The following is a 12524-nucleotide window of genomic DNA, read 5'->3' as shown; positions in this document are numbered from 1 at the left end:
ATAAGAACAAAAAAAATCCCTCCAGAACCGGAGGGATTTTTTTGTTGGTCTTTAACCTTGTTTGAGATTGGCAAGGTACTCTATCAAGTTTCGCAATTCCCTTTTCGATATCAATCGGCCCATAGGCGGCATGGCCGATGGCATGTTTTCACGTTTGGCTATACGTGATATAGGGATGTCCAAAGGTTCGGCTTCCGATGTTCTCAAAGTAATTTCCTCATCGGTTTCGGCTTCGAGAATGCCGCTAATTTTTTGTCCGTCTTTTAAGGTCAGGGAAACGCTACCGTATCCTGGGGCCAATCGTGCACTTGGTTCAATAAGTGCTTCTAAGATTTGCTCCCTGCTTAGAATGTTTCCTATGTTTTCAAGGGAAGGCCCTACGTCGCCACCGGCACTGCCAATAGCGTGACATCGGGTACATTGTGCGGTAGGGTTTTTGTTGAATACGTTCCGGCCATCCCTATAATTGCCGCCGACCAAGGTTTCTTTAAAGGCGTCAATAGAGTTGCCGTTTTCCTTGAGTGGTGTTAGTTCCGCGATTAAAGTTTCGCTTCCAGTGGCTTCAACGGCCTCGATAAGGTCGAGAATAACACTTTGTTTAAGGCGGTCAGCCCTGGCTTCTTGTATCAATCCTTTTAAAACATCACCACTCTTCTCGATGGGAAGTTCTCCTAAAACACTCAATAGCTGCTGCTGTTCGCGAACCGACCCCTTTTTGAAAATGGGATTGATGATGTTCGGTAAGTTCTCTTTTGAGATATCCATTTTAGTCATCAGGCTTATGGCCGTGGTGCGAACATTTTTATCGTCATCTTTCATGCCGTATTGCATGGTGGTTTCAATTTTCTCGTAGTTCAATGTGCCCAAGGCCTTTAAGATTTCAGACCTGACCTTTGGTGATTTGTCCTTTTTCATAATAGCGAAAAGGGCGTCGTTATGGGTGTCGATTCCTAGGTTTGCCAAAGTATTGGTAATGCCGATAAGTATTTCGGTATCGCTATCTTCAAGAAAATCGGGAATGTCTTTTTCTATCTTTTGCTTTACGCTGTTCGGGTCTCTCTTGATTTCGCCTCGAAAGCGACCGTCTACGCGGTCAAGGACCGAAGGTTCTGCCCATGTGCCAATCGTAGCCAAGGCTTCACCTCTTAAAACGTTCGACCTATTCTTGTCTTTGGCGAAGGCGATAAGGTTTTCCAATTCCTTTTCACCACCAACACGAAGGGCGGCATTGATTGCCCTACGCATTAAGGGTTCTGAATTGAACTTTTCTACGGTAAGCATATTCGCAAGGGCGGGAAGCGCCGCTTCAATAGACCAGTCGTCGTTAATGGCCCTCGCAGCTTCCGTTACAATGTATTCGTCCTCATCGTTCAAGAATTGGGCGACCGCGGGGTCTTGGAGCCGGCGTAAAACGAGAACGGCGGCAATTCTAAGGCTTCGGTTCGGGTTATGCGCCAAAGGGATGATGGATTCGGTTTTTCCGATTCGGGATAGGGCCAGAACGGCCGCATGTCTCAAATAAACATCTTCATCGTTATTCGTTACAATAAGGTCAAGCAAGGGTTGTACGGCAGCGTCGGCCTTTGTTCTTCCCAAAGCTTGGGCGGCAAAGAACTGTACCCTAGGGTTGGTATGCTTTAATAGTCCGATTAATTTTGAAGTAGCTCCCGTATATCGTACATCACCTAAAATTTTTGCGGCTTGGGCAATGATTTCAGGGTCCTTATCGGATAAAAGGTTGACTAGGGGCTCGGCTTCGGCGGCTTTTGTATCGGCCATTTGGCCAATGCCCCAAATTGCGTGGATCCGGGCAAATTGATTGGGGCTTTCGGCAGCGACCTGTTTCAGTGCCTTATATCCTTTTGCGCCGTTCTTTGCCAATTGAAATTGGGCTTTTTTCCTGATGCGCATATCGCCGTATGAAAGCAATTTGACCAGTTCTTCGATTGATTGGACTTCGTAGTCGAGGGTCATAAGGCGCTTGGTCTCCTGACGTTCTTTTTCAAGGTCGTTTTTAGAAGCGTTCACATCGAGCTTCCAGACCCGGCCATAATTTTTGGTGCCCCATCCGGTAATCCAGTCCGCAAGGTACATGGCGCCATCGGGGCCAAACTGGATTCCTGTAGGTAGAACGCCGCTCAAGATACTTTTATCGGTATTGAGTTCAAAACTGGCTCCTTTGGGTTTTAGGTCAAAGGCCCAGATATTGGAACGATCCGGGTTGCCCACAAATTCGACCAAAAAGAACTTGTTCAGCCAATCTTTACCTAGGGCGGTACCTGGGTTATAGGTCATACCCGTAGGTCCGTTGTGGAAATTCTGTATAGGGGGAACAATGTATGCCGCTTGTCCTTCCCAGCGGGGAGTGAATAGCTTTTCGTCCATCCAAACCTTATATCCGTTGTTCTTGGGGTCGGTATACTTGCCGTATTGCCAGTTGGAGCGCCATCCCGAATCGGAACCTTCCACGAGGTGTACAAGGCGTTCGCTTTCACCGGCGTGGTCGCCATCGTTATCGGAGGAGATAATATTTCCGTAGGCATCGAATACAAATTCGTGGGTGTTTCTCAATCCCCTGGCGAATACCTCAAAATTACTTCCGTCAGGGTTGCAGCGTACAATAACACCTTGGTTCGGGTATTTGAACTTTTGGCCGTCGGCAGTGGTAAGGTTGGCGCCAATATCACCTATGCCCCAGTAAATCTTGCCGTCGGGGCCTTCAATGGCCCCTGACATACCATGGGCGGCAAAACCTATATGAACGGCGAAACCGTGGGCAAGGGAGGTTTTTTCGTCAAGGATCAAATCGTCATTCGTATCGGTCAAGCGCCACATATCGGGCCCTACTCCTACAAAGACATCGTTGTCGCGTACTAAAAGTGCTCCGGCAACATCGGTAATCTCCTCGTTAAAATCTTCCAATATTCGGGTAGACCTATCGGCGATACCGTTATTGTTGCTGTCTTCCAGCATCCATACTTCGTCTTTTTCAACAGCAAGATCTTTCCAGTCATGGCTGCCATCTTCGTTAAGGTCTGGAAACCATTCGTTCTCCTCACTTTTTTCAGGGGCGAAGGTTTCGTGTAAAAACTTGCGACGATCCTCTACCGACTGCAATGAAATTGAAGCGGTCATCCAATCTTGGTGTCCCCGGATATCGAATTCCGAGTTTTTTTGTCGATTGGTACGGGTGAGGTAAACTCTGCCCTCATCGTCAATTTGCATGGCAATGGGGTCGGGAGCGAGAGAATCGGAAGCCCATAGGCTCAATTCGAGTCCCTCTGCTATTTGGGGGTTAATGCTTTCCCTGATCTGTTTTGCCCGGCTTACTTCGGTAAGTGAATCTTCAACGATTACCAAGGGCGTTTCCTTTGGTTTTTTCGGTGTGGATTCGCAGGAACAGAATAAGGTAAAAAGAAGCGCGAACGCGACGAATTGGGGGAGTTTGGTGTTGATTGTCATTGTTGTTATGTATTCATTGGTATGGAGCCGATAAAAATAGGGAATAATGAATACAGAAAGCAATGTTGCCCCGTTTTTTTACTCTGCCGATACGGTTTTGGCAATACGCATGGCCTGTTCTTTTTCGTCTTCGCGGACGTAGAGCTCTAGCGCGCCATCCATATTGGCCGCGAACCCTGCCAAACGGGCGGATTTCGATTCGTCCTTGATGATCGGCACTATACCGACTTCATTCAATTTTCCTTCAATTAATTGTGCCGTAAAACGGTTTCCGGAGTAGATTTTAACATCATTCGTGTTCATAGCATTGTTTTTATAACAATATGAAGTTATGGTGTTATTCCAAATTTGACTCCCCTTAAAACGTTAATTTTTAGTCATATGAAACATGATAAAAGCAGGAGTCTAGTGTTTAGGGGGAATAAGGACGCTTTTTGTTACCAGTAACTGACCGACATGGCGTTGGCTGTGTTCGGCGGCGTGAAATAACAGGCCTAGGGTCGTTGAAGGAAGCTTTTTTCTTCCTACCGAACGCACTTCCCTTAAGGTATCCTCGTCTAAGGTCTTAAACAAAGATAGGGCCTCTTGGGTCTTCTCCTGAAAAGCGGAAACCAGTTGTGTGACAGTACGTCCTTCGTCGGCTTGGCCTTCTTTGGAGAGATAGCTAAACTGCTCTTCCGATAAGCTTTCGGCCCGGGCATAGCTCATCATACGGTCGAGTACACCGGTAATGTGCTGCAAATGAAAACCTACCGAAGCGCGACCGGCAACTTTGGTCCATAATTTGTCTTGTGGGAAATCGATCAGGTAGCGTTCTATTTCCTCGCAAGATTGTAACAGGGCGTGTGCCGCGGGTTGTAGTAGTGCGGGTATTTCCGGAATAGGGCCGCGAAGCCAGACTTCAGGTTTTGGGTTTTGCATCTTCTCAAAATTTAGGATCCGAGGTTTAATGGCTGTGCTCGTAGTGCCGTTTTAAAATATCTTGGCCGAAATCATTGGTCAGGTCGCGGACTACGGTGTGCACATGGTTGGCATTGTTTTGGGTATTGTCGTATTCTATAAGTATGGTTGGTCCGTAAATACGGTAATAGTGTCCTTTTCCGGGTTTTAGGCTTCCGGCCCAGCTAAAGGAAAGCGTGTTGATGCCGGCCTCTTCAATTTTGGACTTTAGCGATTTTGAAAACTTGGCTTCGTAGTTGCCCAAATAGAGGTCCAATAGGTTTAGGAAGAGGTTTTTTTGCGCTTTGGATAAATCGGTGAACGAAATTCCGCTAGGCTCTGGTTGAGATACGGTTCTTTGGTTACCGGTGATTATTTCGTAGGGTGCCTTTTCGGAAAACAGGGCTTGGGCAAGTTGTTGTTCTGATAAGGAGTGAACAAATGAAAACCCCATTTCGGTCTCCTTTTGAAGCACTTGTTTTCCCTTGGATTTTCCGTGCGGCACGATGCCCGGATTGGAGCCCATAAAGGAAGGTGTGGCCGACAGGATGGTTCCTTTGGAAGCTACAAAGTTCAACGATAGGTGATGTCCTTCAAAACGCCAGCCCCAAAAGTCCTTGGCTGTGGGGTTTCCGAAAATGCAAAAATGGTAGTTAAGGGCATCCCGCATCGGGGATCCATCGGGCATAGTGAGTTGCTTCTTTTCGATGACGGCCAAAACGTCTTCAAGGGCCATGATCTCAGAGGTTTTACGTAAGCCTTCCTTACTTAGCGATGTTTTTAACAAGGCCAGGGCGGCCTCTTTTTGAACCGGGTCAAAGTCTTTGAAGGTGGGGCCTTTTCTTTCTAGGGGTATATAGTTGAAATTGAAACGTTCGTCATCGCTTAGTTTGAACTGGGCTTCTTGGCGTAGTTCATCGGTCAATGAAAGAAGAAAGGTTTCCGCTAGCGTATGTAGTTCTTGGGCTTGTCCTATTTGAAAAGCAACCAGGGCAAGCAGCGATACTAGGTTTTGTTTGACGGTCATGGTTTTTGTCTGGCTAAAAGGTGCTGGTATCCCCTAAATTTAGGGAACTCAATTGAATTGGCGGACAGACTCGACCTAAAACTTGCTATAGTGTGCTTTTTGTGAAGAAAGCCAATATTGAAAAGCTGTTAAAATAGTAGAAAACTAATAAAGATTGTAGTTCAAAAGACTTAATGTCGGTTTTTGAACAAGGTTTAATTCGTCTGTATATCCCGCCTTTTTGAAAATTCGGAGTAGCTTACCGTAGTCGTTACCGCTGGTTATCAGCTTTAGTTGGTATTCATCACATTTGATGACGACCTGGGTCTCCGTAATCTTGTGTTCCGATGGGTATACTTTAAAATAGCGCGAGATGCTACTAGGGATGCCCAATTTGAGTAAAATATGCATGGGCGATAAGCAGAATGTATCAATGGTTTCCTTTCCTCTGATCAAGCTAATTGAGCGTATTTCGTCTTTCAGCAAGGGGATGATGTTGTCGTTGCCATCAAAATTCCCTACTATCATAACCCCTTTAGGTAGGATTTCTAAATTGCATTGGGTCTGACATAATAAAAGATCGGTTTTGTAATCTTTGTTTTTGAAATCGACAAGACGAAACCTATACTTTGGTTTTTTATCTGAAAAATTTACGATGTTCTTTGATGATTTCGCAAATCGTGGAAGTGTTTCTTTCATTCCTGTTCTAGTAGGTTTGGTTCGTCGTATAGTTTTTCTCTGTGGTATTCCGCATACCGTGGGGGGGGGGGTGCAATTTACAGAATAATACTATAATTTTTGCCGTGGTATTTCGTCTAGAGGTATAAACTAAGGTTATTAGGTGTGCATTTTGTCGATGATATATAAGCAGAATAAGGGTTGACAAATTGCTGTTTTTCCTCCAAAAAGTTATCAACAGAATTTTTGGGGATAAACTGTTGAAATCTTATGAAAAATTTATTTGTAAAATCAATTTAATTGAAAACCTTAAGTTTTATAGAAGTCCGCGTGCCTTAATCTCTAAATAGGTGTTAATAGTGTTGACGGTAAGCTTTTCAGGTCGCGTAAGAATAGTCTGTATTCCGTATTTTTGAAGTTCTTTTTGCATCAGTCGTTTTTCGAGCGAGAATTTTTCGGCAATGGTTTTATGGTAGATGCCCTGAAGGTCTTCTGCCTCTTTTGATATGAGTTCTTCCAGTTCGGTGTTCTCAAAAAATATGACCACAAGAAGGTGTTTTTTGGCAATGGCCACTAAAAAGGGAAGTTGCCTTTTCAGGGCGGATATGTGTTCAAAGTTGGTGTACAAGAGCAGTAAACTGCGTTGGTTGACATTGCGTTTTATATGGGCATACAGCATGCCGTAATCGGCATCGGTAAATTCGGTATTGATGTGGTAAAGCTTTTCAAGTATAGTGTTGAGGTGGGTAATTTTCTGAATTGCCGGAACAAAGGATTCTATTTTCTTTGAAAAAGTGATCATGCCCGTTTTGTCGTTTCGTTTTAGGGCAACATTTGAAAAGGCCAAAGCGGAGTTGATGGCATAATCTAAGAGTTTTAGGCCGTTAAAGGGCATTTTCATGACACGTCCGGTGTCAATAACGGAATAGATAGGTTGTGAACGTTCATCTTGGTATTGATTGACCATCAACTGGTTGTTTTTGGCGGTGGCCTTCCAGTTTACGGTCCTGTAATCGTCACCTAGAACGTATTCCTTGATTTGCTCAAATTCTTGGGTGTGCCCGATCCGACGTATCTTTTTGAGTCCCACTTCCGTGAGGCGGTTGTTCATGGCCAAGAAATCGTACTGCTGCATCTGAATGATGCTGGGATAGACCGGCACCATTTGATCATTTTGAAATACGAATCTTCGTTTGATGATCCTAAGTGGGGAAGAAGCATAGATGTTCAGGTGGCCGAACACATATTCGCCGCGTTCAACGGGGCGTACAGTGTATCGGTGTTCTCGTTTTTCACCTTTTTTTAATTGTGTTCGGTATTCAAAATCACGTTTTTGGAACTGTATCGGAAGCTCGTCTATGATAGATAGGTAGGAGGTGAAAGGGTAGAGGTTTTCAAATTGTATGGTGATGGGGTTTTCGTCGCTGTTCGATAGCTTTTTGGGAAGTGTCCGCAGGCCCCGGATAGCTTTGGGGACGGAGTAGAGCAGGTACAGGTCAAAGAGCAGTAGGGCTGCCAATAGCATGGTCAAAAGCCAGGCAATGGGGTAAAGTACGGGAAGCCAATAGCTCATGATAAAGCAGGCGGCAAGTAGGGCGATATACCGAAAGAAAACGTTATGTATGTAGAGCGATCTTAAAAACTGCATATTTACCTCGGGATTTCCACCGACTCGGTTATCATTTGTACCACGCTTTCGGTGGTCATGCCTTCCATTTCGCGTTCAGGCGTTAGAATGACCCGGTGGTTGAGTACGGGTACAAGTGCTTTTTTGACATCTTCTGGTGTTACAAAATCCCTTCCATTGATCGCGGCAAAGGCCTTGGCCGCATTTAAAGTGGCAATCGACGCCCTAGGCGAGCCGCCTAAATATAAATGGGGGTGGTTTCTCGTTTTGGTGATAATGTCCGCAATATATTTGATAACCTTTTCCTCAACGATAACCTCTTGGATCTTGTTTTTGTATTCGTTCAGTTCATCGGGGCTCACTACACCATTGATTGTTTCTTTGGCTATGGCTCCTTTTCGTTCATGGTGGCTCTTAATGATCAAGACCTCTTCTTCCAGAGAAGGATAATCTACCTTTATTTTAAACAGAAATCGGTCTAGTTGTGCTTCGGGAAGGGCATAGGTGCCTTCTTGTTCAATGGGGTTTTGGGTGGCCAATACCATAAAGGGCCGATCCATTTTATAGGTCTGGCCGTCCATGGTAATCTGTCTTTCCTCCATGGTCTCGAACATGGCGGCTTGGGTTTTGGCAGGGGCACGGTTGATTTCGTCGATCAAAACGATATTTGAAAATATAGGACCTTTTTTGTATTCGAATTCCGACTGTTTTACATTGAAAATGGAGGTGCCGAGAATGTCACTGGGCATTAGGTCAGGGGTAAACTGGATCCGGCTAAAATCGGTTTTCAGGGTTTTGGCAAAGAGTTTGGCCGTAACCGTCTTGGCAATCCCGGGCACCCCTTCTATAAGGACGTGGCCGTCTACCAAAAGTGATACGATCAAAAGTTCTATAAAATTATCTTGTCCGATAATGACTTTTGAGAGTTCTTTTTTTATTTGTTCAACAGCGTTTTTCAGTTCGTCTAACGGAATTCGGTTGTTGAAGTGGAGTTCTTCGTTAGGGTCGTGCGTTTCTTCCATGTGCTTTGTTTTTGAATTTTTCTATAGCCGTATTCAATTGTTGTAATTCGGTGTCGGTCAGGTTCGCTTTGGCTTCCACCTGATCTATAAGCGAAAAAAGCGAAGCGATCTCATCTTGGGTATGGTGGCTTCGTGAGGCCAAGTTTTTAAAGAAATCGTCTGTCCTTTCCGCAGTATTCAGATAAAAATGTGACCGAAGGTATTCTAAAAAATGGACGATCTTATGTTGTGCAATTTGTTTTCGTTCCCCTTTTTCAAAATACATGTCGGCGATGGTGCGGGTAAAGGCCAGGGTTTGGTTTTTGAGGGGGGTGACGATGGGTATGGCCCTTTGTTTGCGCTTTCCTTCAAAAAATACGTACATGACGACTCCTATCAATACGAGATAATAGGCCCATTTAAATTCCTTGGTGCTCAAAAAAACGTGCATGGGAGACGTGTAGACCCCTTTTCCGGCTTTATGATGGTTGTCTATGTAAATGGTACGGGTGTCGTCTAGGTAAGAGAGTAGGCCCGCCGTATACTGTTTGTTGTCGTCCTTTAAGATAAAATAATTGGTAAAGGCTTTGGGGAATGTGCTGAGCACGATTTCTCCTTTGCCATAAGCTATTTTGATGACGTTGCCGAAGCCCGGGGTTTCGGTATTGTTCTCGTTGGAAACCGTACCTAAGACGGTTGTGATTTCGTTTTTGTACGCATCGAAATAGGTGGCGTAATCGTCTTTTTTAAAGGGATATGCGTTTTCTGGTTTTAGATTGGGGTTGACCAGTTTGTGCCGATATGAACGTATATTCCCAAACTCATTAAAAAGGCTTGCCGTATTAAGGTTGAGGGTGTCTAAAAGTGTCTGCTCAAAATTTTCCGAAGCAATGAAAAGGGTATTCCCATGGGTGGTCCAATCTAAAAGGGCGAAGAGTTCGGTATCGCCAAAATTGACGGAGTTGTTTACGAAAAAGTAGGTGCCCGAAGCTTCTTTGTTCGTCGATAGAAACTCAAAGGGCGATAGGTTTACCTGCTGTATCCGATCTTGGAAAAGACCTTGCATCACATCGTTCAAGACATAGGTGCCGTAGGGTATTTTGTGCTTGGCTACATAGGAGTCGCTCCAGTTTATCTCTTTAGGCCGGTTGTATTGGAAAAGCATCAGCAGTACCAAGGTGCCAACGGCAATAATGATGTATTTAAGGCCTTTTTTATCCATTTTTTTGTACCGATTTTTCTATGGATAAAAATGTTTGCCTTGCCCTTTGGTATCCTGTTTCGTCTATGGGGAAATCACCATACCATGTAAAATTGTACAAACGGGTGATATGGGTGAACGGATCTTTGAGGTCTGATTTTGATATTTCCCGTAGGTAGTCGTCATTGGTTTTCTGGGGTTCCCAGGCAATCAGTTCTTTTTCGCTCATCAATTTGAGCAGGTGTAGGTAGGAATAGCGCACCGCCAGTCGAAAATCATTTTTTGAGAGGGCCTGTTGTATAAGGTCGTGGATGTTCTCGTTTTTAATGATATGTTCCTCTTCGGAAATCGAAACCAGGGATTGGTTTTTTTGGGCCTCTTGAAGGGCCCTTGCATTGATGTTAAGAAAAAAACGTATCAGAATATAGATCAATAGGCCTAAAAGTAAATAGGGAGCAAGCCGTATGAGTCCCGCCAGAATGCCCGAGGCTTTTCCAACGCCGAAGATAAGCTCTAGTGTTCGAAGCATTAGATTACCGAGCCAACTTTTAAAATCGTCCCACCAAGTGGCTTCGGCTTCAAAGGTTTCGTAATTGAACGCCTTGTCATTTTGGTAAGGAAGCAAATCGGCATCACTGATTTTTTTGACCTTCAGTGGCTCGGAGTCGTACGAAATCTTCAGTGAGTCCTGCGGTGTGGCAAAGGCCATGGAACAACACAGGGCAAAACAAAAAAAGAAAAACGTTTTTGGCATATTTATTCTTCGAAGGTTCGGCCGAGATTTTTTATACGTTCATAGGTGCCGGTAAAGTTCTTTTTTTCGTTCAGGTCAAAATAGATCAAAACGCCTGCCACAACGGATATGATATTCAAAAGAAATTGGGCAAATATACTCATACTGCCCAAAGCGATGGATATCGGGTCGGCGACCCCAAAATTTTCGACGTCTATTTCACCTGATAATATTCCCATTTTGGCATAGTTGTAAATTGTACCGGGCAAGGCAAAGGCATAGCCGGTAACCATAACGATAATGCCCACCACGAAGAGCGAGGCAAAGGTGATCCACCAGTAATCCTTGACCAGTTTGAAACTGTCGCTAAAAGCGTCTGAAACTCCTTTGTTTTCAAAGGCGAGTAGACAAAATGATAAAGATAGGGGCACGTACACATAGATACCGGGTATAAGGCAGAAAAGAAAACCGAATCCTGCACAGATAGCTACTAAAAAACCTAGTCCGATAAACTTCCAAAACGAGTCGTAAACGTTTTGCTTTATTTCATCAAAATCGATATTGCCCTCGTTCTTAATGTACGACTTAATATAGAAAATGGTGGTGGCCTGTGCCATTATGTACGAAGTGATCAGGGCAATGAGAAAGGCGAGCGTAACGGTGAAGAAAAGAAAGGGAACACCCATTGAAGAGGAGAGGGCGTCATTTCTCTGAATAAAATCCCCTGTTTGGTACAGGTAAAATCCGTAGCAAATGATCATGGCCACAAGATAGGGGCCGACCAGTTTGAAGAAAGTAGTGAAAAATGATTTGAAATCGTTTCTCAAAAAAGCAAAGGTGTCGGATAAGATTTGGCCCATCTCCCGTTGTTTTTTGAACTCTATGTATTGTTTCATGGATTTGGTCTTTTATGCAGTCGTATAGGGTATATAACGTAGTAAAATAAAATTAGTGCCAAAGAGGCCAAAATAATGCAAATGGCAAGAAAGTCGGGCATTTCGGTATGTCGGGTGACAAAACCTTCGAGAAAGCCCGCTATGATAAAGAAGGGGATTGTACTCACCATAATTTTCAGTCCGTTGCGAACCCCTATTTTAAACGATTCAATTCGCGTGTAGGTCCCCGGAAAAAGAATGCCATTGGCCAATACAAGTCCGGCGCAACCGGCAATGATGATGACCGATATTTCTATGGTGCCGTGTATCCAAATGGTACGTACCGATTCCCATAACAATCCTTTTTCGTAAAAAAAGTACTGAAAGCTGCCTAGCATAATACCATTATGCATCATAATATACAAAGTGCCTATTCCTAGCATAATACCGTAGGCAAAGGCCATAAGGGCCACGCGTATATTGTTGATGGTGATGCCCAAGAACATGTTGAATTCGCCCATTTGCTTGTAGACCGCCATAGGGTCGCCCTTTTCAATATTTTCGAGCGTCATGTTTACATAGGCATCGCCTAATATCGATCTTACAAAAGTACCTTCGTTGGCCGCAGAAAAGGCTCCGACCATACTAAAGAACAGAAAGACCAAAAAAGAAATGCGTAACTCCCTTTGGTGGTAGAAGAACATTTTCGGAAATTCCGTTTTCCAGAATTCGAGTATTCGATTTTTGGGTTCGCGTTTGGTCTTGTAAATCTTTTGATGGGCCTGGGAGGCCAGATTGTTTAAATAGAGCTCTGTGTTGCTTCCCGGATAAAAAGTTTTGGCGTAGCTGAGGTGGTCGGTGATCTCTATATAAAGATCGGACAATTTATCGGGCGTCAACTTCGTTTTGTTGGTCAGGGTACTTTCAAAAGTAGCCCATTTGTCTTTATTTTGTTTTACAAAGGCGGCCTCGCGCATTAACGTTTGGTTTATACCAAAGAAA

Annotated in this window: 11 protein-coding genes; all 11 read right to left on the bottom strand. The window is 44.3% G+C overall.

Features of this window, described 5'->3' with window-relative positions; all coding sequences use genetic code 11:
* Window positions 1-51: 51 nt before the first annotated feature.
* Window positions 52-3462: a HEAT repeat domain-containing protein gene (locus ZOBGAL_RS02550; RefSeq protein ID WP_013991933.1), complete on the bottom strand. Its 3411-nt coding sequence runs from the start codon at window positions 3460-3462 to the stop codon at window positions 52-54.
* Between the two features lie 78 nt (window positions 3463-3540).
* Window positions 3541-3765 (bottom strand): putative signal transducing protein, encoded by a 225-nt coding sequence (locus ZOBGAL_RS02545; protein ID WP_013991932.1) that lies wholly within the window; start codon window positions 3763-3765, stop codon window positions 3541-3543.
* A 102-nt stretch (window positions 3766-3867) separates the two neighbouring features.
* Window positions 3868-4383 (bottom strand): DinB family protein, encoded by a 516-nt coding sequence (locus tag ZOBGAL_RS02540; protein WP_013991931.1) that lies wholly within the window; start codon window positions 4381-4383, stop codon window positions 3868-3870.
* 25 nt (window positions 4384-4408) lie between these two features.
* Window positions 4409-5428, bottom strand: a complete 1020-nt coding sequence (locus ZOBGAL_RS02535) for a DUF3500 domain-containing protein (protein WP_013991930.1) — start codon at window positions 5426-5428, stop codon at window positions 4409-4411.
* A gap of 144 nt (window positions 5429-5572) precedes the next feature.
* Complete coding sequence (locus tag ZOBGAL_RS02530; protein ID WP_013991929.1) at window positions 5573-6106, bottom strand: hypothetical protein; 534 nt, start codon at window positions 6104-6106, stop codon at window positions 5573-5575.
* A 295-nt stretch (window positions 6107-6401) separates the two neighbouring features.
* A complete protein-coding gene (locus ZOBGAL_RS02525) occupies window positions 6402-7733 on the bottom strand; it encodes a DUF58 domain-containing protein (protein ID WP_013991927.1) in 1332 nt (443 codons plus the stop codon).
* A 2-nt stretch (window positions 7734-7735) separates the two neighbouring features.
* Window positions 7736-8734 (bottom strand): AAA family ATPase, encoded by a 999-nt coding sequence (locus ZOBGAL_RS02520; RefSeq protein ID WP_013991926.1) that lies wholly within the window; start codon window positions 8732-8734, stop codon window positions 7736-7738.
* Entirely contained in the window at window positions 8712-9935 is a 1224-nt protein-coding gene (locus tag ZOBGAL_RS02515) for a DUF4350 domain-containing protein (RefSeq protein ID WP_013991925.1), read from the bottom strand. The genes ZOBGAL_RS02520 and ZOBGAL_RS02515 overlap by 23 nt, the downstream gene beginning before the upstream one ends.
* A complete protein-coding gene (locus tag ZOBGAL_RS02510; protein ID WP_013991924.1) occupies window positions 9928-10668 on the bottom strand; it encodes a DUF4129 domain-containing protein in 741 nt (246 codons plus the stop codon). The genes ZOBGAL_RS02515 and ZOBGAL_RS02510 overlap by 8 nt, the downstream gene beginning before the upstream one ends.
* Before the next feature lie 2 nt (window positions 10669-10670).
* Entirely contained in the window at window positions 10671-11543 is an 873-nt protein-coding gene (locus ZOBGAL_RS02505; protein ID WP_013991923.1) for a hypothetical protein, read from the bottom strand.
* The gene (locus ZOBGAL_RS02500) at window positions 11540-12499 is read right to left on the bottom strand and encodes a stage II sporulation protein M (protein WP_013991922.1); all 960 of its coding nucleotides are present in this window, start codon (window positions 12497-12499) and stop codon (window positions 11540-11542) included. Before ZOBGAL_RS02500 ends, ZOBGAL_RS02505 begins: the two co-directional genes overlap by 4 nt.
* Window positions 12500-12524 lie beyond the last annotated feature (25 nt).

Source organism: Zobellia galactanivorans (assembly GCF_000973105.1).
Lineage (GTDB): Bacteria > Bacteroidota > Bacteroidia > Flavobacteriales > Flavobacteriaceae > Zobellia > Zobellia galactanivorans.
The sequence above is the reverse complement of the archived record's forward strand: the minus strand, read 5'-3'. Positions and strand labels throughout refer to the sequence as shown.

Excerpts from the sequence above, each read along its gene's own strand:
- ZOBGAL_RS02550 (WP_013991933.1), bottom strand. The coding sequence starts at position 3,462 with ATGACAATCAACACCAAACTCCCCCAATTCGTCGCGTTCGCGCTTCTT.
- ZOBGAL_RS02545 (WP_013991932.1), bottom strand. The coding sequence starts at position 3,765 with ATGAACACGAATGATGTTAAAATCTACTCCGGAAACCGTTTTACGGCA.
- ZOBGAL_RS02540 (WP_013991931.1), bottom strand. The coding sequence starts at position 4,383 with ATGCAAAACCCAAAACCTGAAGTCTGGCTTCGCGGCCCTATTCCGGAA.
- ZOBGAL_RS02535 (WP_013991930.1), bottom strand. The coding sequence starts at position 5,428 with ATGACCGTCAAACAAAACCTAGTATCGCTGCTTGCCCTGGTTGCTTTT.
- ZOBGAL_RS02530 (WP_013991929.1), bottom strand. The coding sequence starts at position 6,106 with ATGAAAGAAACACTTCCACGATTTGCGAAATCATCAAAGAACATCGTA.
- ZOBGAL_RS02525 (WP_013991927.1), bottom strand. The coding sequence starts at position 7,733 with ATGCAGTTTTTAAGATCGCTCTACATACATAACGTTTTCTTTCGGTAT.
- ZOBGAL_RS02520 (WP_013991926.1), bottom strand. The coding sequence starts at position 8,734 with ATGGAAGAAACGCACGACCCTAACGAAGAACTCCACTTCAACAACCGA.
- ZOBGAL_RS02515 (WP_013991925.1), bottom strand. The coding sequence starts at position 9,935 with ATGGATAAAAAAGGCCTTAAATACATCATTATTGCCGTTGGCACCTTG.
- ZOBGAL_RS02510 (WP_013991924.1), bottom strand. The coding sequence starts at position 10,668 with ATGCCAAAAACGTTTTTCTTTTTTTGTTTTGCCCTGTGTTGTTCCATG.
- ZOBGAL_RS02505 (WP_013991923.1), bottom strand. The coding sequence starts at position 11,543 with ATGAAACAATACATAGAGTTCAAAAAACAACGGGAGATGGGCCAAATC.
- ZOBGAL_RS02500 (WP_013991922.1), bottom strand. The coding sequence starts at position 12,499 with ATGCGCGAGGCCGCCTTTGTAAAACAAAATAAAGACAAATGGGCTACT.